The organism is Pseudomonadales bacterium (assembly GCA_041395665.1).
In the GTDB taxonomy this organism is placed as follows: domain Bacteria; phylum Pseudomonadota; class Gammaproteobacteria; order Pseudomonadales; family UBA7239; genus UBA7239.
This window is the reverse complement of record JAWLAB010000006.1, coordinates 1-26,034: the sequence shown is the minus strand read 5'-3', so window position 1 is coordinate 26,034 and position 26,034 is coordinate 1. Positions and strand designations below refer to the sequence as shown.

The window sequence follows — 26,034 nt, the reverse complement described above, 5'->3', positions numbered from 1 at the left end:
ACAAAACTATAATTTCATAAAACCGGGCAAGTTGTGCGTCCACGATTTACTTTCTGTGCGCACAGCAATACGCCAACCTTCTGCTGTTTTGATGTACTCGTCGTGATACCAAAGCCCAAGGAAAAACACAGGAATAGCTGGCTTATCGCCCGTTTCTAATTCCATGGGATTCAAACACATGATCTTGCCGGTGGCGCGATCACCGTCTAAACGAATTTCAAAATTGCTGATGAAATGTTGCGTGGCGCGAAAGCCTTTTAACGCTTTCTGTAAAAACGCTTTGACTTCGGGATAGCTGCCCTTCGCGCCGCCCATTGCGGAATAATCAATCTGCGCATCGGGTGTGAAAATAGCGTCGAGTTTGTCGATAGCACCCGTATCAATAGCGGCAGCGTAATCGGTAATTAAATCTTCTATTTCTAAACGATCAGCCACCATTTCCAGCGTGTAGCGCATAATTTTTATCTCTCATTTGACCCCTCCGGTGCTACGCACCACCTCCCCTACTTCGCAGGGGAGGCGTATCTCCCCCTATGTACAATAGGGGGAGTGGCCGCAGGCCGAGGGGGTTTAACCCATCGACATATATTCGCCGCCGTTAATATCCAGCGACGCGCCGGTAATCACTTTGGCGTAATCCGACACTAAAAATAAACAGCCTTTTGCACACTCAGCATCCGTTGGCATATCGCCCATCGGAATATCCTTTTCGATGCCTTTTTTCACTGCCGCAGGATCAGCGCCCGTTTGTGCAGCCATGCCATCGACATAACCCTTTACGCTTGCGCCCCACATCCAACCCATAAAACAGCTATTCACACGAATACCGAGCGGTGCCAATTCCATCGCCAACGCTTTAGTCGCTGTTGCCAGCGCAGCTTTTGAAGTGGCGTAGCCCGCCTGTGCGCCGACAATTTTTTTGGTGGACATGGAGTTGACCATCACTATCGCGCCGCGCTCGGTTTGGCTTTTCATCACCTTGGCAGCTTCGCGCGACAACATCAGCGAACCGAACAAATTCACATCCATCGCTTTGCGCCAATCGTCAAAATCCCAACGCTCCCACGCGCCAAATTTTCCTGGAATGTACGCGCTATTGATTAAGGCATCGACTGCACCAAACGCAGCAACGGTTTTGTCAATCAAGTTTTTGCAATCGTCGGCTTTGGAAATATCCGTCGGTACCGCGAGTGTCTGCGTACCCAAATTCAGTGCGGCGATTTGTTGGGCGGCGGCGTTCAATTTCTCAACGGTACGCGCAGCCAGTACCACCGCTTTTGCGCCTTCGCGCGCAGCTAATAATGCCAACTCGATGCCCAAGCCAGGACCGATACCCGAAACCACCACCACTTTATTTTTCATCAACATACGCAGACTCCTGTTGGATAGCTTGATATGGAGAACTTTACGCTTTAGCGACCGTCAACACGCCGCGTTTTTCCAATTCTGCCAGCAGAATATTCACTTCGTCTTCTAACGCCATTTTGTCGGAATGCAAATGCACTTCCGCTTTTTCTGGTGCTTCGTACGGATCATCAATGCCGGTAAAGCCTTTGATTTCACCGGCTCGCGCTTTTTTATACAAACCTTTCGGGTCGCGTTTTTCTGCTTCTGCCAACGCGCAATCGACAAACACTTCCACGAAATCCATGCCTGCCGCTTCATGCAGTGCGCGCACCGTGTCGCGATCTTCACGATAAGGGCTGATAAAGCTCGACAATACAATCACGCCTGTATCGACAAACAATTTCGCCACTTCACCAATGCGACGAATATTTTCTTTGCGATCTTCCGCAGAAAAACCTAAGTTTTTATTGATGCCGAGACGCACATTGTCGCCATCCAAGCGATAGCACAATTTGCCGCGCGCGGTGAGCGCCTGCTCTAAGGCCACAGCTACGGTACTTTTGCCGCTGCCTGACAAACCGGTAAACCACAGCGTTGCACCCTTATGCCCTAACAAAGCGTAACGATCATCGCGTGTTACTTCGCCGTGGTGCCAATACACATTGGTTGCTTTTTGCTCTGCCATTTCAAACTCCTACTAAATATTCAATAAAAAATAATTACGATTTGGTGATGTGCTCGCCAGCGCGACGACCGGAAAAAACACAATCCGCCAATGACAAACCACTGACATAAGAGTGTGACGCCACACCCACTGCGCTGCGGCCTGCAGCGTACAGATTCGGCATGATGGAACCGTCTTCGCGTTTTACTTGCCCCGTCTGCTCATCCACCAACAAACCACCCAAAGTGATGGTTGGGCAGACAAACACTTTATTGCCCACGGAAACATCCATGGCATAAAAAGGCCCTTGATCTAAAGCGCGCAAATAATCGGTCGATTTATAAAAATCTTCGTCATTTTGTGCTGCAACAAAACCGTTGTAGCGATCGACCGTGGCACGCAATGTAGATGCAGGCAAGCCCGTTTTTTCTGCCAGCGCTTCGAGCGTTGCTGCACGCTTGGTGTTCATCATCAAGCTCAGCAGCGCGGGCGCGGTTTGCAACATCAGCCACACTTTTCCTGGCATCAATTGCAACAACACATCTTTCAACATCGCTTGCGTAAAAATCAGCGTGGCTTTGCCGTCGTGTCGCTCTGCCATCGCTTCGCCGATACGCGCACCGTAACTCGCTTCATTGACAATGCGTTCACCCGCACTGTTGACGATGATGCCTTCCACCCACGATTTCGGCGGATTGATAAAACGCCAGCTTGAACCGCGCGCCATGTTGCCGGTGGCACCGCCTGCACTTTCACCCAAACGAATACCGTTGCCGTTACAGCCTGGCGAACCGAGTGGCGCACCCGGTGCGTATTTTGGCGCGTGATGTTTAATCATGGCGCGATTAAAAACAAAACCACCGGCAGACAATACCACGCCTTTTTTAGCGCGCACTAAACGCGTTACCGTTTGCTCTTGCTCGATGAGGTTCATGTTTTTGCGCAACCAATTCGCCAGCGGCGGGAAATACATACGCACTTTGCTGAACACTTGGTAATACAAAGCAAAGCGTTTAGCGGCTTTGGATTCCGGCGCAATCTGCAACATTTTGACGCCGAGCACATTGCCATTGCCATCTTGCACTAATTGCGTGACGCGGCTTTGCGTCATCACATCAACATGAAAATCATCACAGCTTTTCAGCAGTGCTTTCATCAAACCCGCACCCGAAAAACCATTCCACTTTACACGGTGACCGCGCGGCGCAGATTCCGCCACATCTTTGTATTCTTTTACCAATTCATTGCCGGAGTAATACAGAAAATATTTATTGATGGGATAAAAAGTTTTCACGGGGCTCATACTGGCTTCAAAACCCACGCCATGTTGCTCCAACCATTCCAAGTTTTGCACGCTTTCATCGCAGAATTTTTTCAGCGTGCTGTCACTGACAACGCCGCAAGTTTCCAACTTCAAATAGTTGTACATATTGTCTGGCGTATCGTTGTAGCCAGCTTGTTTTTGATATTTCGTGCCGCCGCCGTAATACATGATGCCGCCGCTCAAGGCTGAAGCACCGCCGCCGATATAGCGATCCAACAACAACACTTTTGCGCCGTGCGCTTTGGCTTCTAATGCGGCACTGGCGCCAGCACAGCCAGCGCCCACTACTAAGACATCCGTTTCTATATCCCATCGAATCGCGTCAGGGGATGCAATCACCATGCTCGACTCAATTTCAGAATGCCAATTAGGGTCTTGTGGTTTCATGCCAATACTCCTTTCACGCGAAACGGACAATTTTATTCGGAAAACGAAAGACTATGGGCAAATAACGCAGTAGCGTCAACCAGAAACGATACGGCTATACAGCGTGCGAAAACTCCGCTACACCGTGTTGTATTACACTCATGCCAATCTCATTACGAACCATCGCCATGCTTTCAACGCTTGCCGCCTTGCTCTCCGTGCTGCTCATTTTTGGTGGGGAGATGGCTTACGCGCAGGCGCAAGCATCGCCCAGCTCGCTGCGCGTGGCAGGCATTGCTACCGCCATCAATAAAGACGGCAGCCTTGGGCAGCTGCTCTACCACGAGCAGCACGACATCACTCGCCAGCAGCACAGCGTGCTGTATACCGATGCGCAGGGGCGCGCCCTCGCCCGCAAGCAAATTGACTACCCGCGTGGGCGCACGCTGCCGGAATTCCAATTGGACGATTTGATTCACCAGCGCCGCAGCGGCAGTGAATGGCACAAAGGATATTTCCTTATTTATCAACAAAATGGCGATAAAAAACGCACCACTAAAGTGATCGAACCCGATGCACAGACAAGCATCGACGCAGGCTTCGACAACTATATCCGCCAGCATTGGAGCGAGCTGGTGGCAGGCAAAACACTGCCGATCAAACTGGTGGTTGCCGATCCCCTCGTCGTCCTACCCATGAGCATCGCTGAGGTCAGTGCGGCGCAAACTGACATCCCGCAGCGCAGCGGGCGTTACCGCTATTTTTTGGTGAACGGCAGCAATGTGCTCACGCGCTGGGCGCTGCCCACTCTGCAACTGGCGTATGACCGCGACAGCCATCTGCTACAGGTGTACCAAGGCCCATCCAATATCCTCGGCAACAAAGGCAAAGTGCAGGATGTGAATATTCAGTACACCTACACCCCGCTGCCTGCCCAGCAATAGCCGCGCCAGCGATCACCACTCCGACAACAAGGCTTCCGCCTGCTGCAACACCGTTTGCACCGCAGCGTCCTGCAGATCGGGCGGGTAACCGTAATGTTTCAAGATGCGCTTCACCAACACCCGCATTTTGGCGCGCGCATTTGCACGGTGTGCCCAGTCCACGGTCACATTTGCGCGCAGGCTGACCAACAATTCGTGGGCGATCAGCTTGAGCTTGTCATCGCCTAACACCTGCACCGCGCTGTCGTTTTCGGCCAGCGCGTCGTAGAAGGCGATTTCTTCGTCACTCAGCCCAGACTCTTCGCCGCGCGCTCGCGCTGCACGGATATCCTTGGCCAGTTCAATCAACTCTTGTATTACCTCAGCCGTGGTGATGGTGTTGGCGTGGTAGCGCGCCACCGCATCTTCCAATCGCTCCGAGAATGCCTTGGTCTGCACAACATTGGCCTTGCTGCGCGAGCGAATGCCGTCGTTGATGAGTTTGCGCAAAGCTTCCAGCGCTAGGTTCTTACGCTCCATCTGCTGCACTTCGGCGAGGAATTCATCAGAGAGGATGGAGATGTCTGGGCTCTTGATTCCCGCAGCAGCGAGAATGTCCACAATCTCTGTCGATACCACTGCACGGCTGACGATCTGCTGGATAGCCAGCTCGCGTTCTTGCTGAGTCACGCCGGAGCCGGTACTGCTTTTCACCAGTGCAGCACGGATCGCTTGAAAGAAACCGACTTCCTCGCGGATATCACGCGCCTCGTCGGAGGCGGATGCCAAAGCGAAAGCCTTAGATAAAGCCAACACAGCATCCTGATAGCGGCGGTGAGCATTCTTTTTGCCATCCTTCGTCTTTTCTTTCTCCGCCAGCTTCTGTTGCAGGTCGAGAATCCACTCGATGGCTCCCGCCATCATCGCCAAGCGCTCTTGCGGCGTGCCGCTCAACGCGGTGGCGTAGTCGTAGCCGTGGTACATATCCCGCACGACTTCGTACTTCTCCATCATCACCGCAATGGCCTGCGCTTCGTCAATGCCTGTGTTTTCCTGGTCGTTCTTCGAGTACTGCCGCAAAGCCGATTTCAAATTTTGCGCAATGCCGATGTAGTCCACAATCAGCCCTGCGGGCTTGCCGCGGAACACGCGGTTCACACGCGCAATCGCCTGCATCAGGCCGTGGCCTTGCATGGGTTTGTCCACATACATGGTGTGCATGCACGGCGCGTCAAAACCGGTGAGCCACATATCCCGCACGATCACCAGTTTGAGCGGGTCTTGCGGGTCGCGCGCACGCTTGGCCAGCAGATCGCGTCGTGCTTTTTGCCCAGAAGAACCGGCGATGTGCTGTTGCCAGTCCAGCGGATCGCTCGCCGCGCCCGTCATCACGATCTTGACCGCACCCGTGTTGTCATCCGCGCTGTGCCACTCTGGTCGCAGCTTGATGATTTCGTCGTAGAGCTTCACACAGATGCGGCGGCTCATGCACACCACCATCGCTTTGCCATCGAGCGCCACTACACGATCCTCGAAGTGGGCAACCATGTCCTTGGCCACCAGCGCCAAGCGTTTGTCGCTGCCGACCAGCGCTTCAACGGTTGACCATTTTTTCTTGAAGCGTTCCTGCTCAGCCTCGGAATCCTCCTCAGTCAGCGCATCCACTTCCGCATCAATGTTGGGTTTTTCTGCTTCATCAAGTTCGATGCGCGCCAGCCGCGATTCGTAATAAATCGGCACAGTGGCGCCGTCTTCCACCGCACGGCTGATGTCGTAAATATCAATGTAATGCCCGAAAACCGCCGGCGTGTTCACATCGTCGGCCTCGATAGGCGTGCCGGTAAAACCGATGAAAGAGGCGTTCGGCAACGCATCGCGCAGGTACTTGGCAAAGCCGTAAGACACCTCACCGGTCTTGGCATCCACCTTGGCTTTGAAACCGTATTGGCTGCGGTGCGCTTCATCGGCAATCACCACCACATTGCTGCGCGTGGTGAGCGGCCCAGATCCTTCACCAAATTTCTGTAAGGTCGTGAAAATCACACCACCCGATGCACGGTTCAAAACTTTCTGCAAATCCTCGCGACTCTCGGCCTGCACCGGCGTTTGCCGAATCAAATCGCGGCACATGGAGAAGGTGGCGAACAACTGATCGTCAAGGTCGTTGCGATCCGTCAGCACCACCAAGGTGGGGTTGGCCATCGCTGGGTGCTTCACCAACTGCCCCGCGTAAAACGCCATCAAAAAACTTTTACCCGAACCTTGTGTGTGCCAGATCACGCCGGCGCGTTTGTCACCTTTGCCTTGTGATTTCACGCTGGGCAAACCGTAGTTGGCTGGGTCTTCCGCTTGGAGATTGTCCATGCTGGCGCGAAGGGTCGATACCACTGCGCGCTGCACTGCGTGGAACTGGTGGTAGCCCGCGATGATCTTCGCCAGCCCCGATCCCGTTTCGCCGAAGACCGTGAAGTGACAGAGCAGATCGAGCAAGCGGCGATGCTCGAACACACCTTCGATCAGCGTCGAGAGTTCTGGCGCACCTTTTGGGGCAATGCTGCCACCATCAGTTGTGCGCCACGGCATAAAACGCTCAAGGTCTGCCGAGAGTGACCCCACCCGCGCGGCAATGCCGTCGGAAGTCACCAGCAGCGCATTGGTGTTGAACAATGCCGGAATCTGCACTTTGTAGGTTTGTAATTGATTGAACGCACCCAGCAGATGCGCCCCTGCGCTGCCCGGCGCTTTCAGCTCGATCACGGCGAGCGGTAAGCCGTTCACAAACACCACCACATCAGGTCGCCGATTGCTCTGGCCGTTGATTACCACAAACTGCTGCACCGCCAACCAGTCGTTGCGCTCTGGGTGCTCGAAATCAATGAGCGCAACCTTGCCCGCCGTCAGCGTGCCGTCGTTGGCGTGCCCCTGTGAAAAATATTCGACATCCACGCCTTCCGTCAGCAGCTTGTGGATGCGGCGGTTTTCTTCCAGCAATGAAGGCAATTCGGACTGCGTCACGCGCCGCACGGCATCCTGCCGCGCCTCCAACGGCAGGCTCGGGTTCAGGCGTGCAACGGCATCCTCGAAGCGTTTTTTGAGAATGACTTCATCGTGGCTTTCGCGTTCGGGGTGATTGCCGTCAGGGCCGATTACTTCATCGGAAGTAACGGCATAGCCCAAGCCCTGCAATTGCTCCAGCAGTGCTAGCTCAACAGCTGCTTCAGACAGAAATGCCATTACCCTTCTCCTTGCATCAATTGCACTGGATTCTCACGATCCAGCGCCCATTGCTGCGGGTTATTGGCGATGTATTCGCGGATCCTCGCCAACGATTTTTCGTCACGGATGATGTGTTCGTAATAATTGCGTTGCCAGATGACAGCGCCGAGGGTTTGCCGCATTTCGTTGATCTGTTTGGTGGACACCGTTTTGAATGCGCCAATCAAACGCCCAAGTTCGTAGGGGCAGTTCGCGAACCGCCCTTGCCATCACCATCACCGTCAATTAGGGCGGTTCGCGAACCGCCCTTGCCATCCACCATCACCGTCAATTAGGGCGGTTCGCGAACCGCCCCTACCGTCACCATCGGCAATCACGATGATGCCATGCAAATGATTCGGCATAACGACCCATGCATCCAATCCGACATAATCATATTGGCTGGCCAACCATTGCCATGAATGCTTGACCATCCGCCCCGCGTCATTCAACACCATCATCCCATCCACAATTTCACCAAACAAACATTCGCGGTTTTGCGTGCAAATCGTTACAAAATACGCCCCGGCTTGGGCGTAATCGTAGCCTCGCAAACGCACGGAACGGCGGTGATGGATGTCCGGATTGAAAGTCACAGCCCGCGCTCCTTGAGAAAGACCTCGGCGTCGGGGATGCGCAGTTCGCCGGAGATCAGCCTCGGCAGTAGCGTGTCGCGGAGTTGGGCGAGGGCGGGACTCACTGTTCGTTCTCTGCCATTTGCCGATACAGCCTGTTGAGTCGGCCGATTTCCGATAACTTTCCAATATCGGGTCAGATGGCACGACGACTGGGATTAAACCGGAAATTGCTCTTCTGATCTCCTGGAAGGTCGAGCCGTTGGCATTGCCGACGATGGCATCCATGCTCTCCCTGCACCACGCCAGAACAGACGTTTGGCGAACGCCGTCGCATTTCATCGCGATGAAGCCAGTTTGATTGCCGTCGCAACCTCGGCAATCGCCAGATAACCGATGGGCGCGCGCGCGAGGACAGCAACTTACGGTTTCCAACCGGCAAGAGCCGGAACTGATCTTCGCAAGCCCGTGCATCGGTAACCTTCCGATCCGTGTCCAGCAAAACGGGAAACTTCAGGGCAGATAGGTCTTTGGGTGTGGCCCAGCAGTGCTGCCCATCGTCCCAATACTCGGGTTCCTTGGGGTGCTTGGTGTCGACCCGCCGCAGACCGTCACTTCTGCGACATCAACAGAGGTCACCTCCCACCCCTCCGGGATCTCCCCCAATTCCGATTCGACGAGCCGGTCGGGAAAGAGGTCGTAGAGGTGTGCGGGCAGGCCGGGCAGCGATTGGCCGCGCTGCCAGCGGCCTTCCAGCTTGGCGCGCACCGGCTCGAAGTCCACGAACCACGCCTTGAACAAGGCGCGGGCCATCGCCTCCAGCGTTTCGTTCTGCTTGCGGTTGAGTTCGATCTTGTCGTCCAGCGTGCCGAGGATGTGGGCGATGGCGCGTTGTTCTTCGATGGGGGGCAACGGCACCTCCAGCTCGTTCAGAGCTTTCCCCGTAAGGTGCTTGATGGTCGTCCCTGTAAAAAAAGGCTCCAACCAACCAGTGCGTCCGGCCAGCATGAACCAGTAGAACAAGTAGTAGTTATTCAGACCAACCTTCGGCCTGATGCGATGCAACGCCTTCTGGATTTTCATGTCGGGAACCTGTTCCCGCCATACGGCACAACGCCCCGGTTCTCCTCCTTCGCAAACAATCAAGTCGCCATCACGAACTCCGTAGCGTTCATCTTCGCCTTCTTCAAATTTCATCAGCGCCAAATCGTTGAGGTCGAATGAACCCCATCGGACGTTGCTGTTTCCAAGGTACGGGCGCGGCACCCCCTTGTTCTTCTGCGCATCGAGCATCTTCCCAAGGTTTGCGTTCACATAATCGCCCAAGCGAACAGTGGGCCACTCATTCGCCATACCCAAGCTCCTTCAGCTTGGCCACGCCGCCGCGCTGCACCACCACATAGGCCGCTTCGATATTGGCGTGAAACGCGGCAGGCAGGCGCGACCACAGGTGCACTTCCACCAGTATTGGAAGCAAGCTTTTCTGCAAGGCTTCTGTCAGGTCTACCCAGCCTTCCACATCTTGCGTTAGATCCGCCGGATGGCGCAGCACCAAATCCAGATCACTGCCTTCGTGTGCGCCGCCGGTAACGCGGCTGCCATAAGCCCACACCTCGGCCTGCGGCACATGCTGCGCCAGCAAGGTTTGCAAGGCGTGCAAATGGTGTGCGGGCAGTTGCAGTCGTGATAGTTCAATTTGCGGCATCAAACACCGCCTGTAGTTGTGGCGCCAACTGCCGCACATCCAGCAGATATTGCGGCAGCAGTTTGAGGGTTTCGTTGGCAAAGCCTTCGCCGTAATCGTGCGCGGTGTTGTTGCGGTTGGCGCGATAGGCTAACCAGCGTTCCACGGCAGCGGCATCCAACAGACTGTGCTTGCCTGCATGACGCAACACATCGTTGAACACGAGTTTGTCCACCTCGCGCGGGCTGCCGCCGTAGGCTTTCAATGCCTTGCGCAATAACTTGCCTGCCGTTTCCAGCGACAGCTCAAAACTTTTGATGGCTGCGTTGCGGTAAAGATCAAACAGCACATCGTCCCGGTTGTTGTGCTGTTCAATCGCCAATAGCGCCTGTTCCAGTGTAGCTGCCGTGCGCAGCAGGTGTTCGGTGTTCAATGCCATTTCAAATCTCCATAAATCCCAATGCGTTCAAGTTGGCTTCAATCGCCGCATCCAGCTTGGCGGCTGCCCGATTACTCATGCTCAGCTCCTTTTAATTCTTGCTCCAACTGTTCAACGCTGGGCAGTTTGTCTTTAAGGGCATCGGGCAGCTCGTGCGAGAGTTGGTAGCTGGCTAAACCGAGTGGTTTATGGATATCCGATAGGGCGTATTCGGCGACCAATTTGTCTTTGCTCTTGCAGAGCAAAAGGCCGATGCTGGGGGCGTCTTGCTCGCTGCACAGCTGTTCATCAACAGCCTTCAGGTAAAAATTGAGTTTGCCGGCAAATTCAGGCTCAAAATCAACGGTTTTTAACTCGACCACCACATAGCAGTGCAGCCGCGTATGGTAAAAGAGCAGGTCTATAAAAAAATCACGCTCGCCGACTTGCAACGGCACTTGCCGACCAATGTAGGCAAAGCCCGCGCCCAGCTCCAACAGAAACTGGGTGATGTGCTCAATCAGTGCGTTTTCTAATTGGCGCTCGTTGTATTCCGGGGACAGCGATAAGAAATCAAAGATGTAAGGGTCTTTGAGCACCTGCACAGCAAGATCGGACTGTGGCGCAGGCAGAGTTTGGGCGAAGTTATTCAGCGCCTTGCCGTCACGCTGCCATAAGCCGCTTTCAATTTGATGAGTGAGCGCAGCACGGCTCCAGCCATGAGTCCGGGTTTGTTGCAGGTAGTACAGCGCTTCGTCATGGCTTTGGCATTTGCTGACAATAAGTACATGGTGCCACCAAGGGATGCAGAACAATTGCGCAGCAGCTTGCTTCGCAATTGTGGGCTGCGCTTGCCAATACAGATACCAGCGGCGAATTTGTTCCAGATTGCGCTTGGAAAAGCCTTTTACCTCAGGGAACTCTGCCATTAAATCTTGGCTCAGTTGCGATAAAAAGCCACTGCCCCATTGGGTGTCTTGTTGCTGGCGAACGATATCTGCGCCCAATTCCCAGTAGAACTGCAACAGCTCCGTGTTGACGGCGACAGCTGCTTTGAGTTGCACCTGCCGAAAACGCTGCTTGAGCGCTGCCAGCCAAGGGGTGTAGTGGTTGTCGATCAGCGGTTTATTTGCCATAGCCCAGTTCCTTGAGGTTGGCTTCAATCGCCGCATCCAGCTTGGCCGCTTGCGCTCGCTGCTCGCGCCACTGCGCAGAGAGCCGCGCCATTTTTTCTTCAAAAGGTTCGCCGTCATCTTCCTGTTCGGCTGCGCCCACATAGCGGCCTGGTGTCAGCACATGGCCGTGTTTGCGGATTTCTTCAATGGTGGCAGATTTGCAAAAACCCGGAATATCGACATATGTAGGGGCGGTTCGCGAACCGCCCCTACGATCATCGTTACCGCCAATCATGTCAGTCGAAACGTCCGTCCGGTCAATACCACGCCACACGTGGTAGGTGTCGGCGATCTTCTGGACTTCCTCGTCGGTGAGTTCGCGCCTTGTGCGATCCACCAGCACGCCCAGCTTGCGAGCATCGATGAACAGCACTTGCCCGCGCCGGTCACGCAAGCCGCCTTTCTTTCCATTGGCGGGGTTCTTGTTACGGGCGAGGAACCACAAGCAGGCGGGAATCTGCGTGGAATAAAACAACTGGCCGGGTAGCGCCACCATGCAGTCCACCGCGTCAGCTTCGAGCATTGCCTTGCGGATCTCACCTTCGCCCGACTGGTTGGAACTCATCGAGCCGTTGGCCAGCACCACGCCCGCCGTGCCGTTGGGCGCGAGGTGGTGGTAGATGTGCTGGAGCCAGCCGTAGTTGGCATTGCCCACGGGCGGCGCGCCGAACTTCCAACGCACATCTTCACGCAGGCGGTCGCCGCCCCAGTCGGAAATGTTGAACGGCGGATTGGCGAGAATGAAGTCGGCCTTGAGATCGCGCAGCTCGTCTTTGTGGAAGCTGCCTTCGTTGTTCCAACGAATATCCGAATCAATGCCGCGCACAGCCAAGTTCATCTTGGCCAGCCGCCACGTGGTGTAGTTGCTTTCTTGGCCGTAGATGGCGATGTCGCCAATGCGCCCGCCGTGCTGTTGCACGAATTTTTCCGACTGCACAAACATGCCGCCGCTGCCGCAACACGGGTCATACACGCGGCCTGCCACACCCCGCGCGGGATCAGGCAGCGGTTCGAGCATTTCAACCAGCACGCGCACCACGGAACGCGGGGTGTAGAACTCGCCGCCGCGCTTGCCTTCTGCACCGGCGAACTGGCCGAGGAAGTATTCGTACACGCGCCCGAGAATGTCTTTGGAGCGGTCGCCTTCCTCGTTGAGCGCAATGCCAGAGATCAGGTCGATCAGCTCGCCCAGCATCACCTTGTTGAGCGCGGGCCGGGCGTAATCCTTGGGCAGCACGCCCTTGAGCGACTCGTTGTCCTTCTCGATGGCGCGCATCGCATCGTCGATCAGTGTGCCGATGGTGGGCAGCTTGGCGTTGGCTTGCAGGTGTGACCAGCGCGCTTCTTTGGGCACCCAGAACACGTTGTCGGCGAGGTATTCGTCTTTATCTTCCGCCGCTTGTTTGTCTTCAGCCAACAGCGCCTTGTGCTTGGCCTCGAAGGCGTCCGAAATGTACTTCAGGAAAATCAGGCCGAGCGCGACGTGCTTGTAGTCGCTGGGCTCCATGTTGCCGCGCAGCTTGTCGGCTGCCTTGAAAAGCTCCGTCTCAAAGCCGAGATCGCCACCGTTTTTGTTTACATCATTTTTTGCCATCGTGTTCGTGTCCTTATGCACCGCCTTCAGCAACACGGGCGCTAGTGTAGCCCAGCAATAGCCGCGCCCCCCCGTTTCGGCTAGCATGCTGGCACCGTTTTTAGCTCTCAATTTATGCGCACACTCACCATTACCCGCCCCGACGACTGGCACATCCATCTGCGCGATGGAGCGTATCTTCCGCGCACTGTGGCGGATGCCGCGCAGCAGTTTCATCGCGCGATTGTGATGCCCAACCTCGTGCCGCCGGTGAGCAATACCGCCGAGGCGCAGAGCTACCGCGAACGCATCAATGCCGCGCGCCCTGCGGGTTCTGATTTCGAGCCGCTGATGGTGTTGTACCTCACCGATAACACCGATCCCGCCGAAATGGCCATCGCCAAAGCCAGTGGTTTTGTGCACGCCTGCAAGCTGTACCCCGCTGGCGCCACCACCAACTCAAGCTCTGGCGTGACGGACATCAAAAAGATTTACCCCGTAATTGCAGCGATGGAAAAAGCAGGCTTGCCGCTGCTGTTACACGGCGAAGTGACGGATAACTACATCGATATTTTTGATCGCGAAGCGGTATTTATTGAGCGCACGCTACAACCACTGACGCGCGATTTTCCCGCGCTAAAAATTGTGTTGGAACACATCACCACACGCGATGCGGTTGCTTTTGTAAAAGATGCGTCGCAACAAGTCGCAGCAACAATTACTGCGCATCATTTGTTACTCAATCGTAACAACATGCTGGTCGGCGGTATACGCCCGCATCTGTTTTGTTTGCCAATACTCAAGCGCGACATCCACCAACAAGCCTTATTAGAAGCGGCAACTAGCAGCAATCCAAAGTTTTTTCTCGGCACCGATTCCGCACCGCACGCACAACACAAAAAAGAAACGGCTTGTGGCTGCGCGGGTTGCTACACCGCACTGCACGCACTGGAACTGTATGCCGAAGTGTTTGATCGCGCAGGAAAATTAGACAAGCTAGAAGGCTTTGCCAGTTTTTTTGGTGCAGATTTTTATGGCTTGCCACGCAACACAGACAGCATCACTCTGATTGAACAAGAGCAAACTGTGGTGAACTCACTGCAATTTGGCGATGAAGCACTCGTGCCACTGCTGGCAGGCGACACGCTGCGCTGGTCGCTGCAAGGCGCACGCGCATGAGTAAATCAAAAGAGTTTTCTTCTTTTGCGGAAGCGTTTGCCAACATTGAGCCGCTGCCGACACTGAGCACGCGTTTTCGCGGCTTTTTACCGGTAGTGATCGATCTAGAAACTACCGGCTTCAATAACAACACTGATGGCATTTTGGAAGTCGCTGCTGTTTTTCTCGCCTACGATGACAACGGCAATTTGCATCGCGAACGCACAATTATTCACGCCGTGCAGCCGTTCCCCGGCGCGAATATCGAGCAATCGGCACTGGAGTTTACCGGCATCAACCCCGATGACCCTGCGCGCAATGCTGTCACGGAAGCCGAAGCCTTTGGTGATATTTTTTCGCAAATTAAAAAAGCGGTAAAACAACACGAGTGTACCCGCGCCATTATGGTGGCGCACAACGCGCATTTTGATTTGGGCTTTCTCAACGCGGCCACATTGCGCTGTGAATTGACGAAGAAAAATCCGTTTCATCAATTCTCGTGTTTGGATACGGTTTCACTCGCAGGCTTGGCTTACGGGCAAACTGTACTAGCACGCGCCTGCCAAGCTGCCAATATCACTTTCGACAACAAAGCAGCGCACCACGCCGATTACGATGCCGAAAAAACGGCGGATTTGTTTTGCGACATCGTCAACCAATGGCGCGAGAAAACCAGCGCGCGTTGATGCGCTTCAGTCGTGAACTTCTTTCATTGATGAAAAACAGTGTTCTCATCCACCGCAGCGCGCGCAGTGCGACAACGATTGGCGAGAGCTGTTTCGTCTACATAACCAAATGAAATACCAAACAGCAATTTGAAGCTGGCATCCACACCTAAGACTTCGCGCACTAAATCCGCATGAAAACCCAGCGAAGTTTGAGGGCAACTACCCAAACCGCAGGCCGTTAAAGACAGCATCAAAGACTGCGCGTACATCCCCACATCCATCGCCTCACGCAAACTGTGTTCTTGTGGCATAAATAAAAAAGCCACATGCGGTGCATCAAAAAATGAAAAATTGCGCATGAAAGCTGCACCGCGTTTTTCTTTGTCTTCGCGCGCAATCTCCATCGCTTCAAACAAGACACGCGCCGCTTCACGCTGCCGCTCTTTGTAAACACCGTGGTATTGACCGTCGTAAGGAAAATCCATCGTCGTGGTACCGCCGAGCATCAAGGGCGGGATCGCTTGTCGCAGTGTTTCTAACGCGGTGCCACTCGCCACATGCACAGCCCAAGGCTGCGTATTGCAATTGGAAGGTGTGCAATTGGCCAAACCAAACACCTCATCAAGAACCTTTTTTGGAACAGGTTCAGACTTGAATGCCCGCACAGAAAAGCGGCTTTTAATCACATCGGCAAAGGATGGTGTTGAGATGGCAGTCATACAACGCTCCATAAACATAAATTCTGCTGTACAGCATGGCGCAAACCGAAACTACGCGCAAATTGAAGGGCTTACGGTAGAATGGGTGGCTCTCAAGCGTCTGTTATTTTACGAGCCTTGCATTATGTCGATCACTTACAAAACTCCTGAGCAAATTGAGCAAATGCGCGAAGCTGGCCGCATGGCTGCCGAGGTGCTCGACATGATTGGTGAATTCGTTAAACCAGGCATCAGCACCGCAGAAATTGATCGCATCTGCCATGAGCATATCGTCAATGTACAAAAAGCGATTCCCGCTTGTTTGGGTTATCGCGGTTTCCCTAAATCGGTTTGCACATCCGTCAATCAAGTGATTTGTCACGGCATTCCGTCCGAGAAAAAAATCCTCAAAGACGGTGACATTATCAATATCGATGTCACCGTGATTAAAGACGGTTGGCATGGCGATACCAGCCGCATGTATTTTGTTGGCACGCCTGCGCCGCACGCCAAACGCTTGGTGGAAGTCACACGCGAATGTTTGGAGGCTGCGATTCGTTTAGTCAAACCCGGCTGCAAACTCGGCGACATCGGTCACGCTATTCAAACGCTGGCAGAAAAAAATCATTACAGCATCGTGCGCGAATATTGCGGTCATGGCATCGGCAAAGTGTTTCACGAAGAACCACAAATTTTGCACTACGGTCGCCCAGACACAGGCTTAACGCTCAAAGAAGGTATGGTGTTCACCATCGAGCCGATGATTAACGCAGGCAAATCACACAGCAAATTAAAATCTGATGGTTGGACCGTAGAAACCAAAGACGGTCGCCTTTCCGCACAATGGGAACACACCATGGCAGTGACAGCCAATGGCGTTGATATTTTGACCAAAAGCCCCGCAGGATTATTTTGATGAATGCATTGCTGTTTTTTGACGAACAGCGATTTGAGAAGGCGTTGGCACGAGAAAAACCTGTCACCGTTTTTCGTGATGCCATTCAAGCAGCGAACACACACTTCGACAACCGTTTTCACGAAGGCGAAGAAGTTAGAACACTGGTCAATGAACGCGCGCGTTTTATTGATCGATTATTGTATTTTGCATGGCTGCACTTTGCGCTCGGTGACGACAATGCTCTCATTGCCGTCGGCGGCTACGGCCGCATGGAGTTACACCCGTATTCCGATATTGATGTACTGATTTTATTACCCGAAGAACCCGACAGCGACACGCAATCTAAAATTGAATCTTTCATTACCTTTTTGTGGGATATCAATTTGCATGTCGGCCACAGTGTGCGCACTTTTGAAGAGTGCTTACAATCAGCAAAAGAAGACATCACGATTGCCACCAACCTGCTGGAATCGCGCACTCTTGCGGGCAATCCCTCACTGCGCAGCGCATTGCGTAAAACACTGGATGAAAGAAGTATTTGGCCTAGCCACGATTTTTTCTACGCCAAATGGCAAGAGCAGCGCGAACGCCATCACAAACACAACAACACCGAATACAACTTAGAGCCCAACATTAAAAATGCTCCTGGCGGCCTGCGCGACATTCAAACCATTATTTGGGTAGCCAAACGCCACTTCGCCGTAGAGCGCGTTGTTGATTTAGTAAAAATAGGATTTTTAACCGAAAGTGAATACAACATTTTGCGCAAAGGCGAAGAAGTGTTGTGGCGTATTCGCTACGGCTTACACCTCTTGGCAGGACGGGGAGAAGAACGACTCTCCTTTGATTTTCAGCGCGCGCTCGCCGCATCGTTTGGCTATCACGACACGGACAAAAGCCTAGCTGTTGAAAAATTAATGAAGCGCTATTATCGCGCGGCAACAGCACTGCGTGAACTCAATGATGTACTGCTAAACTTCCTAGATGAATCACTTTCAGATGACGACAATATCGCAGAAATTGTTGACATCAACCGCCGCTTCCGCACTTATAACGACTATATCGAAGTCAAATCAGACAATGTGTTCAAACAGTCACCTTCTGCATTGTTAGAAATTTTTATCTTGATGGGACAAGAGCCAAAAATCAAAGGCGTGCGCGCCTCCACCATTCGCCTCATGCGCGAACACCGCAACCTTATCGACGATAATTTTCGTACGGATATCCGCAACACCTCGCTGTTCATGGAATTGATTCGCACTTCCAGCAACTTGGTTACACAGTTGTTGCGCATGAAACGCTACGGCATTCTTGGTCGCTATTTACCAGAGTTCGGCGAAATTGTCGGTCAAATGCAATATGACTTGTTCCATATCTACACAGTCGATGCACACACATTAGCCTGTGTTAAAAATATGCGGCGCTTTTGGTATGCCGAGTCAGAAGAAAAATTTCCGCTCATCGCGCAGCTGATAAAAAAATTACCTAAAGTTGAACTGCTTTATATCGCTGGTCTGTATCACGATATTGGCAAAGGGCGCGGTGGCGATCACTCACAACTCGGCGCTGTTGACGCTAGAGCATTTTGCGAACGCCACAGCCTCAGCAAGCGCGATACCAACCTCGTGGCTTGGTTGGTTGAAAATCATTTACTCATCTCCAGTACGATTCAGCGCCAAGACATTTCAGACCCAGACATTATTCGTGAATTTGCACTCAAAGTAGGCGACCAAGTGCATCTGGATTATTTGTTGATGTTGACCGTTGCCGATGTTAACGCGACCAATCCCACCTTATGGACCAGCTGGAAAGCGCAGCTAATTCGCCAGCTCTACACTGAAACCAAGCGTATGCTGCGCCGTGGCTTTGAAAATCCCATTGATAAAACAGAATGGATTGAAGATGCACAGCAACAGGTGTTAGATAAATTGTCACAAAAAGGATTTTCAAACAAAGAGGTCAATAAGTTGTGGGAAGGCCGTAGCGAAGACTATTTCTTGCGCGAAAACACAACGGATATTGAGTGGCATACAGAAGCCATCGCCCACCATGCCAATCCTGATGAGCCACTCATTTTGATTCGCGATCCTGAGGGTGGAGTTTTTGAAGGCGCGACACAAATTTTCGTGCGTATGCGTGCGCACAATCATGCCTTTGCCGCCGTGGTTACGCTACTCGATCAGCTGAACCTCAATATTCAGGATGCGCGGCTTTATAGCTCCAGTGGTGGCTTCACCAATGACACTTATTTTGTGTTGGATGAAAATCTAGAACCCATCGGCAATGACGATGAACGCCGCAACCATATTTGGCAAACGCTGCACGATGAGCTGGCGCATAACATCGACAACTTCCCCTCCATCGCGCAACGCCGCACGCCGCGCGAATTGAAGCACTTCACCATGCCGACACGCACCAGTATGTCTAACGATATTCGCAGCGGCACCACTATGTTGGAAGTGATTTCACCAGACCGCCCCGGCCTACTCGCACGCATCGCGCGCGTTTTTGTCGAGTTCGGCATTCGCGTCAATAATGCAAAAATTGCCACACTGGGCGAACGCGTAGAAGATATTTTCTTTGTTACCGATTCCGAGGGCAATGCACTGTCTGATCCAGAGTTTTGCACAACCTTACAAAACACTTTGTGTGAACAATTGGATCAGCAAGTAGCAAAAACCTCTGCACCCGCCATGTAAATACCATTATCAAGATCACAATGAATCCATTACTGAATACTTTACAACCCTATCCTTTTGAAAAACTGGCGCAGTTAAAAGCGGGCATTACACCGCCAGCATCCTTGCCACATATCGCGCTATCTATTGGCGAGCCGCAGCACCCTGCGCCAGAACATGTAGTGCAAACACTAATTAAACATCTCAATGGTTTGAGTAATTATCCAACAACAAAAGGTATTCCCGCCTTGCGCGAAGCGATGGCACAGTGGTGCACGCGCCGCTTTCATCTCGCGCAAGCATTAAATGCTGAAACAGAAATTCTGCCCGTCAACGGCACACGTGAAGCACTGTTTTCTTTTGCGCAAGCTGTTGTTGATCCAAACAAAATTGATCCTAATAAAAAGCCTCTCGTTGTTTCACCCAATCCGTTTTATCAAATTTACGAAGGCGCTGCCTTGTTGGCTGGCGCAGAGCCCTACTTTCTGCCTTGCACAGCAGAAAATCGCTTTATTCCTGATTTTGACAAAGTATCTGCAGACATTTGGCAGCGTTGTCAGTTGTTATTTATTTGCTCACCTGGAAATCCTACTGGCAGCGTGATGAGTCTTGAGCAAATACAGCAACTCATTCGTTTAGCCGATCAATACGATTTCATTATTGCCAGCGATGAGTGTTATTCAGAACTGTACTTTGACGAGCAATCACCACCCATCGGGTTACTGCAAGCCGCCAGTGCGATGGGGCGCAAGGATTATCGCCGCTGTGTGGTTTTTCATTCGCTGTCTAAACGCTCTAACCTCCCTGGCTTGCGATCCGGTTTTGTGGCAGGCGACGCCAAAATTCTCGAAAAGTTTTTGCTGTATCGCACTTATCACGGTTGTGCGATGCCTTTGCAGCATCAACATGCCAGCATCGCGGCATGGCAAGATGAGGCACATGTTTTAGAAAATCGCAGATTTTATGCAGAAAAATTTTCTGCTGTACTCAACATACTCAAAGGCGATATCGCACAGGGAAAAATTACCGTCAGCAAACCGGATGCCGGCTTTTATTTATGGGCGAATGTACACGGCAGTGACACAGACTTTGCGCGCGATCTGTTTGCGCAACAAAATATCACTGTATTGCCTGGCAACTTTCTTTCGCGTGAAGTTGATGGCTTCAACCCAGGCGCAGGCTTTGTACGCATGGCGCTGGTTGCTTCGCTCGATGAATGCATGGCAGCAGCCAATCGCATTCATCATTTTCTACAAACCAGGTAGCGCACATGCTGAAAAAAGAACGTGCGGTATGGATTGCTCAAAAGTTGGCTGAACTCTACCCAGAGCCACCGATTCCTTTAACACATACCGACGCCTATACCTTATTGGTCGCCGTGTTGCTCTCTGCACAATGCACGGATGAGCGCGTCAACAAAGTAACTCCTGCTTTGTGGCAATTAGCAGACAACCCTTACGACATGGCCAAGCAATCGGTCGCCGCGATAGAAAAAATTATCAAACCTTGTGGTTTATCACCGCAAAAAGCCAAAGCCATTCGTGGCTTATCAGAAATCCTTATCAATGAACACAACGGGCAAGTGCCCGATAATTTTGCTGATTTAGAAAAACTGCCTGGTGTCGGCCACAAAACTGCCAGCGTGGTGATGTCACAAGCTTTTGGCGTGCCGGCCTTTCCTGTAGATACGCACATCCATCGCCTTGCGCAGCGCTGGAAGTTAACCAGCGGCAAAAATGTCGCGCAAACGGAAATCGACCTCAAAAAACTGTTCCCGAAAGAACAGTGGAATGCGCTGCACTTGCAGATTATTTATTACGGGCGCGAGCATTGCTCGGCGCGCGGTTGTGATGGCACGCGCTGTTTGATCTGCCGCCACTGTTTTCCGCAGCGCAAATCACCTGTCACCACATTAAAGGCGTAGCGAAGTTGTGAACAAATTCTCGGCCATCTTTCGCCATACAGGAACACCGTGGTCACTACTGGCCGTTATCGTTCTGCTTGCCCAATGTTTTTTTTTGTATGGCAACACCGCACGCGACGATGCATTTTTCACCTATTGGTCAGCACATTCGCTAGCGGAGTACGGAAAAATTCTCAATTACAGTGGTGATCGTGTTGAGCAATCTTCCACACTGTTACACACGGTATTGCTCGCAGCTTCACAGAAATTACTGCCATTTATTGCTATTCCAACAGCATCATGGTTTTTCTCCATGTTGGCAGGTGTTATCACGCTGCTGCTATTTGCCCGCACACTTAAAGATCACGCCATTGATACCACTGCGACTTTGGTGCTCGCCGCATCCACTAGCGTAATTTTTTGGTCTAGCAGCGGCATGGAAACGCTCAACGGCACAGCATTATTTACCGCTGTACTTTGGTTGTGCTTAAAACTAAAACTTTCAAAAACTGAAAGCTGGGGATTAGTCGCCATCTGTGCAATGGCTGTGATGAATCGTCCAGAAGCGTTTGTCGTGCTGTTATGTTTTATTGTGGCTGCTTGGCCGCTGCAATATTTGCTGCACTGGTCTTTCAAAAACACCGCACATAGCACTTGGTTAATTTTATTGATCGCCACTGCGCTTGCTGCCGCACTCATAACCGGTTGGCGCTACTTTTATTTTCACGATTGGTTTCCGCAGCCTGTTACAGCAAAGCAAGAATCCAATTGGATTATCAATCTCTTTAATGGCATTAACTACTTAATCATTAGCAGCAAATCGATCAATACAAAAATCATTCTTATTGCAGGGTTCTGTAGCGCACTACTGGCGCTACCGTTGTGGAAACACCGTTTTCGCGTGCAGATCATCACCTGTTGCACACTCGCTATTGCACAGATCTGTTTTATTTTAGCCACAGGCGGGGATTGGATGGATGCCGGCCGCTTCCTGCTACCCGTTCTACCCGCATTATTACTCAGCGCTGTTTTTTTTCTTGCACCTTGGCCGCGACTTCTGATGCTCGCAACTTTCACGCTCACTGGATTTTCTCTGCTAGAAAGCTGGCAGTTTGCACAGAAACAATCAACGGGATTCGCTGTCCATGAGCGCTCCGCCGCTGTGCAACAATTCATTCCTAATGCTGACCAGATTGCCAATCAATACAGCTATGCGGAGTGGCAAAGCAAAGATGCCCTGCGCGATATTCCACAACTGGAATCACTCAAACAACTGATAGAAAAATTGGCTACGCATCCAAAGCCAATCAATATTGCGTCCATACAGATGGGATTTATTCCCTACCATTTAGCGATTCAATTTCCGCAGCGTTTACGCTTTCTTGATTTGCGCGCATTGAGCTCACGCGAGTTAACCGATTGCGCACCACTCAAGCCTTTCAAGCGCACCAGTAACGGCCTCATCATCAGCTACGATGAGTTTTTTGCTCTGCTACCTGTCTTAAATCGCCAATGCGGCATACAAAAGCCAGATATTTTGTACGATCTCGGCTATGACATGCGCAAGCAAGCCCTGCAAGACAACGGCTATATCACGGTGTATTTCGAGCAGCGACACATTCAAGGCACATTTTCACAGCGCGGTATTGGATCTCAATTATTTATTGCGATACGCAAAGAGTTAGCCGCGCAATATGGCATTGCTGATATTGATGGAAAAATTCCAGCCATCACACCAGAACCGAAAAAAAACCATCCCAATATCGTTTTGGTGATTGCTGACGATGTGAGCTATGACAATTTTGGCTTCATGGGCAATAAGGCAGCGCGCACACCGACATTGGATCAACTCGCACAGCAAGGCACGGTATTCACTACCGCCTATGTGCCTACCGCTTTTTGTCGCCCCTCTCTCGCCACACTATTAACTGGCCAATGGCCACACCAAACGCGTTTACACGCAAACAATGGTGTTCCCGTACTACCCAAAGGCACAGCAACACTCGCCACACGCTTGCAACAGAATGGTTACATCACATTCAGCGGTGGCAAATTCTGGGAAGACGAACCCGATTTGCGTGGCTTTGATCGTTTCGATAACAGCAAAGAAAACTTTGCCAGAAAAGATCAAGAGAAGTTATGGCAATTTCTTGATGATTATTCAGGCAAACAACCGATGTTTATCTCGTGGGCACCCATGATGCCGCATCGCCCGCACGATGCTCCTGCCGAATTCATGAATGCCATTGATGAGCAGGCTATTGATATTCAAGGTGTACCTGTAGACAAACAAGAAATGTTTCGCGAACAAGAAAAGCGTTTGCTAGCAATGAATATGTGGTTTGATGCGGAATTCAAAAAACTGTATCAGCAACTCGCTGCAAGAAACCAACTCGACAATACCGCTTTTGTTTTCTTAGCCGATAACGGCTACAGCAATCGCGGCGCTTCCAAAAGTACACCGTATGAACTCGGTATACGCACCCCGCTTATTTTTTACTGGCCTAAACATTTTCCCGTGCAGCGCATCGATGCTGGCGTTGATACCGTCGATCTGTATAAAACTATTTTGGACATTGCCAATGTAACAACACCTTCTACGCCAAAATTTGGGCGCAGCTTGTTACCCACGATCGTGCAAAAAATACCGCCTGTTGCTGAAAAATTATTTGGCGCGAACTACCCGGCCTTCACATTAAAAACAGACCCACTACCCAGACCTGAACGCGATATTTTTGCCCTGCATGTACGCGACGGCGACTGGAAATACATTTTCTTTTTGCGCGATGTGCGCGAACAAGACAATCTTGATCTCACCATCCAGAAAGGCGTGATGCCCTACCCGGAAAAAAAAGGTGGCGACGAAGAATTGTTTTATTTGCCGGATGATCCTTACGAAAGAAACAATCTTTCTATGCAGGCAGAAAACAAAATTCGCGTTGAGCAATACCGCCGTGAAGTGCTGCACTGGTGGTACAGCACAGGAGGCAAGCAACTGGATGTGGCGCGCGCTTGCCAACAAACACCCAACACCGTCGTCTGTGAAAAATTGGTCGGTATGCCGATGCCGTAATACCTTCCTTTCTCAAGAATGCATCGCTTTCTCAAGACGGAATGCGCACCACTAAACAATCACACTGAATCACATGCACTAAAGCATTCGCGGTCGAACCCAACAACGCGCGCCAACCGCGCCGTCCGTGAGAACCCACCACCAATAAATCCGTGTGCAACTGTTCGGCCAACTGCGCCACCATGCCGGACGGCTGCCCCAACAATGTATGCGCACGCTCAGCTGGGATTTCGTACTTTTTAACAAAGTTCTGCACGGAATTCGCCATTTCCTGCAGCATGGACTCGTCATTCATGGGAGAAAAACCCACCACCGGATCAAAGCCTGTCAGCGGCCAATCCAGCACATGCACAGCATCCAAAGTTGCGTTGTATTGCTTTGCCAACGCACTCGCTTTTTCTAGTACAAGATGCGCTTCGTTGCTGAGATCAATCGCCACTAAAATTCGCTGATACATAAGATGTAACTCGCCTCTATGAATGATGTTCCCACTCTATCATTATCGTTCCTCACTGAGCATACCCTGCGTCAAGGAGTGGGAAATGTTATCCTAACGGTTTGTTTTTAGAGGCTTTTCAAGCATGGCATTTGCAATCGGCATCGGTATCGGCACACAAAACAGTCAAGGCGAATGGCTGGAAGTTTTCTACCCCACACCCATTCTGCATCCCTCTGAAACACTGTTTCGCAACATTGCCACAGCGTTACATCACACCGGCGACAACGCTGCTATAAGCGTGCAAGCTGCGCAAATTCGACAACTCGACGCACAGCTTAAAGAAGGTGGACAAGACCTGCCGTGGCTCGCTGCGCTGGCAGACACGCAGCAACCGCTAGTCGTGATGCTGCTGAGTACCGATGAACAATCCACTTCTGTGCCAGAGGTATATTTGAAACTGCATCTGCTCTCGCACCGCTTGGTCAAACCACATCGCATCAACCTCGCAGGTATTTTTGGTTTGCTGCCGAATGTGGCGTGGACCAACGAAGGTGCAATTGATGTGCGCGAATTGCCACAGCGCCAACTCGCGGCGCGCGTTGCAGGTCGCGTGTTGGAAGTCTCCTCCGTCGATAAATTTCCGAAAATGACCAACTATGTTGTGCCAACGGGCGTGCGCGTGGCACACACCGCGCGCGTGCGTTTAGGTGCGTATCTCGGCGAAGGCACTACCATCATGCACGAAGGTTTCGTCAACTTTAATGCCGGCACTGAAGGCCCAGGCATGGTGGAAGGACGCATCTCTGCGGGTGTTTTTGTCGGCAAAGGTTCAGACATTGGCGGCGGCGCTTCAACGATGGGCACGCTGTCCGGCGGTAACAATGTGGTGATTTCTATCGGTGAAGGCTGCTTGCTTGGGGCAAACGCAGGCGTAGGTATTCCGTTGGGTGATCGCTGCACGATTGAAGCGGGGCTCTACATCACCGCAGGCTCCATCGTGACCTTGATTGACCACGCCGGTCACGGCGCTGGCACTTGCAAAGCGCGTGAGCTGGCAGGCAAATCGGATTTATTGTTCAGACGCAATTCAAAAAATGGCGCAGTTGAATGCCTCACCAATAAAAGTGCCATCGAATTAAACGAAGCATTGCATAAAAATTAATTACGCGAATTTTTACATGACAACAATGACGCCGACACTTGCCCTCACCTGTC

22 protein-coding genes and 1 pseudogene are annotated in these 26,034 nt (G+C 52.0%); 9 read left to right on the top strand and 14 right to left on the bottom strand.

What is annotated here, in order from left to right:
- Positions 1–6: 6 nt before the first annotated feature.
- The 4 genes from R3E63_08870 to R3E63_08855 all read right to left on the bottom strand — a co-directional run bounded on the left by R3E63_08870 (position 7) and on the right by R3E63_08855 (position 3,722).
- Positions 7–456, bottom strand: a complete 450-nt coding sequence (locus tag R3E63_08870; protein MEZ5540035.1) for a nuclear transport factor 2 family protein — start codon at positions 454–456, stop codon at positions 7–9.
- A 114-nt stretch (positions 457–570) separates the two neighbouring features.
- Positions 571–1,368 (bottom strand): SDR family oxidoreductase, encoded by a 798-nt coding sequence (locus R3E63_08865; GenBank protein MEZ5540034.1) that lies wholly within the window; start codon positions 1,366–1,368, stop codon positions 571–573.
- A 37-nt stretch (positions 1,369–1,405) separates the two neighbouring features.
- Complete coding sequence (gene cysC, locus R3E63_08860; protein ID MEZ5540033.1) at positions 1,406–2,032, bottom strand: adenylyl-sulfate kinase; 627 nt, start codon at positions 2,030–2,032, stop codon at positions 1,406–1,408.
- Between the two features lie 34 nt (positions 2,033–2,066).
- Positions 2,067–3,722, bottom strand: coding sequence for an FAD-binding protein (locus R3E63_08855; protein MEZ5540032.1), 1,656 nt, complete (start codon positions 3,720–3,722; stop codon positions 2,067–2,069).
- Positions 3,723–3,889: 167 nt separating this feature from the next.
- Between R3E63_08855 and R3E63_08850 the strand changes: the two genes are divergently transcribed.
- Positions 3,890–4,645 (top strand): hypothetical protein, encoded by a 756-nt coding sequence (locus R3E63_08850; GenBank protein ID MEZ5540031.1) that lies wholly within the window; start codon positions 3,890–3,892, stop codon positions 4,643–4,645.
- Positions 4,646–4,657: 12 nt separating this feature from the next.
- On the opposite strand, the gene R3E63_08845 is transcribed toward R3E63_08850, so the two are convergent.
- From R3E63_08845 to R3E63_08810, 8 genes and pseudogenes are all read right to left on the bottom strand, one after another.
- Positions 4,658–7,858 carry a type I restriction endonuclease subunit R gene (locus R3E63_08845; GenBank protein MEZ5540030.1) on the bottom strand — a complete coding sequence of 1,067 codons (3,201 nt, stop codon included), beginning with the start codon at positions 7,856–7,858 and terminating at the stop codon, positions 4,658–4,660.
- A pseudogene (locus R3E63_08840) lies at positions 7,858–8,076 on the bottom strand (transposase). The gene R3E63_08845 and the pseudogene R3E63_08840 overlap by 1 nt, the downstream one beginning before the upstream one ends.
- Before the next feature lie 45 nt (positions 8,077–8,121).
- Positions 8,122–8,742 carry a transposase gene (locus R3E63_08835; protein ID MEZ5540029.1) on the bottom strand — a complete coding sequence of 207 codons (621 nt, stop codon included), beginning with the start codon at positions 8,740–8,742 and terminating at the stop codon, positions 8,122–8,124.
- 225 nt (positions 8,743–8,967) lie between these two features.
- Entirely contained in the window at positions 8,968–9,807 is an 840-nt protein-coding gene (locus R3E63_08830; GenBank protein MEZ5540028.1) for a restriction endonuclease subunit S, read from the bottom strand.
- On the bottom strand, positions 9,797–10,159 hold the full coding sequence (locus R3E63_08825) for a nucleotidyltransferase domain-containing protein (GenBank protein MEZ5540027.1): 363 nt from the start codon (positions 10,157–10,159) through the stop codon (positions 9,797–9,799). The genes R3E63_08830 and R3E63_08825 overlap by 11 nt, the downstream gene beginning before the upstream one ends.
- Positions 10,146–10,577 carry a nucleotidyltransferase substrate binding protein gene (locus tag R3E63_08820; protein MEZ5540026.1) on the bottom strand — a complete coding sequence of 144 codons (432 nt, stop codon included), beginning with the start codon at positions 10,575–10,577 and terminating at the stop codon, positions 10,146–10,148. Before R3E63_08820 ends, R3E63_08825 begins: the two co-directional genes overlap by 14 nt.
- A 71-nt stretch (positions 10,578–10,648) precedes the next feature.
- Positions 10,649–11,692 carry a PDDEXK nuclease domain-containing protein gene (locus tag R3E63_08815; protein MEZ5540025.1) on the bottom strand — a complete coding sequence of 348 codons (1,044 nt, stop codon included), beginning with the start codon at positions 11,690–11,692 and terminating at the stop codon, positions 10,649–10,651.
- Positions 11,682–13,325: a class I SAM-dependent DNA methyltransferase gene (locus R3E63_08810; GenBank protein MEZ5540024.1), complete on the bottom strand. Its 1,644-nt coding sequence runs from the start codon at positions 13,323–13,325 to the stop codon at positions 11,682–11,684. Before R3E63_08810 ends, R3E63_08815 begins: the two co-directional genes overlap by 11 nt.
- 114 nt (positions 13,326–13,439) lie before the next feature.
- Here R3E63_08810 and pyrC point away from each other — a divergent pair, with 114 nt between their 5' ends.
- Both pyrC and rnt read left to right on the top strand, forming a co-directional pair.
- On the top strand, positions 13,440–14,483 hold the full coding sequence (pyrC, locus tag R3E63_08805) for a dihydroorotase (protein ID MEZ5540023.1): 1,044 nt from the start codon (positions 13,440–13,442) through the stop codon (positions 14,481–14,483).
- Positions 14,480–15,148: a ribonuclease T gene (gene rnt / locus R3E63_08800; protein ID MEZ5540022.1), complete on the top strand. Its 669-nt coding sequence runs from the start codon at positions 14,480–14,482 to the stop codon at positions 15,146–15,148. The genes pyrC and rnt overlap by 4 nt, the downstream gene beginning before the upstream one ends.
- Before the next feature lie 23 nt (positions 15,149–15,171).
- On the opposite strand, the gene R3E63_08795 is transcribed toward rnt, so the two are convergent.
- Positions 15,172–15,849, bottom strand: a complete 678-nt coding sequence (locus tag R3E63_08795; GenBank protein MEZ5540021.1) for a nitroreductase — start codon at positions 15,847–15,849, stop codon at positions 15,172–15,174.
- Positions 15,850–15,973: 124 nt separating this feature from the next.
- Between R3E63_08795 and map the strand changes: the two genes are divergently transcribed.
- Genes map through R3E63_08770 form a run of 5 tightly spaced genes read left to right on the top strand, consistent with a single transcriptional unit; the run spans position 15,974 to position 24,380 of the window.
- Entirely contained in the window at positions 15,974–16,744 is a 771-nt protein-coding gene (gene map / locus R3E63_08790) for a type I methionyl aminopeptidase (protein MEZ5540020.1), read from the top strand.
- The gene (locus R3E63_08785; protein ID MEZ5540019.1) at positions 16,744–19,425 is read left to right on the top strand and encodes a [protein-PII] uridylyltransferase; all 2,682 of its coding nucleotides are present in this window, start codon (positions 16,744–16,746) and stop codon (positions 19,423–19,425) included. Before map ends, R3E63_08785 begins: the two co-directional genes overlap by 1 nt.
- A gap of 20 nt (positions 19,426–19,445) precedes the next feature.
- Entirely contained in the window at positions 19,446–20,669 is a 1,224-nt protein-coding gene (gene dapC / locus R3E63_08780; GenBank protein ID MEZ5540018.1) for a succinyldiaminopimelate transaminase, read from the top strand.
- 5 nt (positions 20,670–20,674) lie between these two features.
- Positions 20,675–21,328 (top strand): endonuclease III, encoded by a 654-nt coding sequence (gene nth / locus R3E63_08775; GenBank protein MEZ5540017.1) that lies wholly within the window; start codon positions 20,675–20,677, stop codon positions 21,326–21,328.
- A gap of 7 nt (positions 21,329–21,335) precedes the next feature.
- Positions 21,336–24,380: a sulfatase-like hydrolase/transferase gene (locus R3E63_08770; GenBank protein ID MEZ5540016.1), complete on the top strand. Its 3,045-nt coding sequence runs from the start codon at positions 21,336–21,338 to the stop codon at positions 24,378–24,380.
- A 31-nt stretch (positions 24,381–24,411) separates the two neighbouring features.
- On the opposite strand, the gene R3E63_08765 is transcribed toward R3E63_08770, so the two are convergent.
- Positions 24,412–24,837: a universal stress protein gene (locus tag R3E63_08765; GenBank protein MEZ5540015.1), complete on the bottom strand. Its 426-nt coding sequence runs from the start codon at positions 24,835–24,837 to the stop codon at positions 24,412–24,414.
- Positions 24,838–24,961: 124 nt separating this feature from the next.
- Here R3E63_08765 and dapD point away from each other — a divergent pair, with 124 nt between their 5' ends.
- Positions 24,962–25,981 (top strand): 2,3,4,5-tetrahydropyridine-2,6-dicarboxylate N-succinyltransferase, encoded by a 1,020-nt coding sequence (dapD, locus tag R3E63_08760; GenBank protein ID MEZ5540014.1) that lies wholly within the window; start codon positions 24,962–24,964, stop codon positions 25,979–25,981.
- The last annotated feature ends 53 nt before the right edge of the window (positions 25,982–26,034 follow it).

Coding starts and splice junctions, on each gene's coding strand:
- dapD (MEZ5540014.1), top strand. CDS start 24,962: ATGGCATTTGCAATCGGCATCGGTATCGGCACACAAAACAGTCAAGGC.
- R3E63_08830 (MEZ5540028.1), bottom strand. CDS start 9,807: ATGGCGAATGAGTGGCCCACTGTTCGCTTGGGCGATTATGTGAACGCA.
- R3E63_08870 (MEZ5540035.1), bottom strand. CDS start 456: ATGCGCTACACGCTGGAAATGGTGGCTGATCGTTTAGAAATAGAAGAT.
- R3E63_08850 (MEZ5540031.1), top strand. CDS start 3,890: ATGCTTTCAACGCTTGCCGCCTTGCTCTCCGTGCTGCTCATTTTTGGT.
- dapC (MEZ5540018.1), top strand. CDS start 19,446: ATGAATCCATTACTGAATACTTTACAACCCTATCCTTTTGAAAAACTG.
- R3E63_08835 (MEZ5540029.1), bottom strand. CDS start 8,742: ATGGATGCCATCGTCGGCAATGCCAACGGCTCGACCTTCCAGGAGATC.
- R3E63_08795 (MEZ5540021.1), bottom strand. CDS start 15,849: ATGACTGCCATCTCAACACCATCCTTTGCCGATGTGATTAAAAGCCGC.
- nth (MEZ5540017.1), top strand. CDS start 20,675: ATGCTGAAAAAAGAACGTGCGGTATGGATTGCTCAAAAGTTGGCTGAA.
- cysC (MEZ5540033.1), bottom strand. CDS start 2,032: ATGGCAGAGCAAAAAGCAACCAATGTGTATTGGCACCACGGCGAAGTA.
- map (MEZ5540020.1), top strand. CDS start 15,974: ATGTCGATCACTTACAAAACTCCTGAGCAAATTGAGCAAATGCGCGAA.
- pyrC (MEZ5540023.1), top strand. CDS start 13,440: ATGCGCACACTCACCATTACCCGCCCCGACGACTGGCACATCCATCTG.
- R3E63_08810 (MEZ5540024.1), bottom strand. CDS start 13,325: ATGGCAAAAAATGATGTAAACAAAAACGGTGGCGATCTCGGCTTTGAG.
- R3E63_08785 (MEZ5540019.1), top strand. CDS start 16,744: ATGAATGCATTGCTGTTTTTTGACGAACAGCGATTTGAGAAGGCGTTG.
- R3E63_08820 (MEZ5540026.1), bottom strand. CDS start 10,577: ATGGCATTGAACACCGAACACCTGCTGCGCACGGCAGCTACACTGGAA.
- R3E63_08855 (MEZ5540032.1), bottom strand. CDS start 3,722: ATGAAACCACAAGACCCTAATTGGCATTCTGAAATTGAGTCGAGCATG.
- R3E63_08815 (MEZ5540025.1), bottom strand. CDS start 11,692: ATGGCAAATAAACCGCTGATCGACAACCACTACACCCCTTGGCTGGCA.
- R3E63_08825 (MEZ5540027.1), bottom strand. CDS start 10,159: ATGCCGCAAATTGAACTATCACGACTGCAACTGCCCGCACACCATTTG.
- rnt (MEZ5540022.1), top strand. CDS start 14,480: ATGAGTAAATCAAAAGAGTTTTCTTCTTTTGCGGAAGCGTTTGCCAAC.
- R3E63_08865 (MEZ5540034.1), bottom strand. CDS start 1,368: ATGTTGATGAAAAATAAAGTGGTGGTGGTTTCGGGTATCGGTCCTGGC.
- R3E63_08845 (MEZ5540030.1), bottom strand. CDS start 7,858: ATGGCATTTCTGTCTGAAGCAGCTGTTGAGCTAGCACTGCTGGAGCAA.
- R3E63_08765 (MEZ5540015.1), bottom strand. CDS start 24,837: ATGTATCAGCGAATTTTAGTGGCGATTGATCTCAGCAACGAAGCGCAT.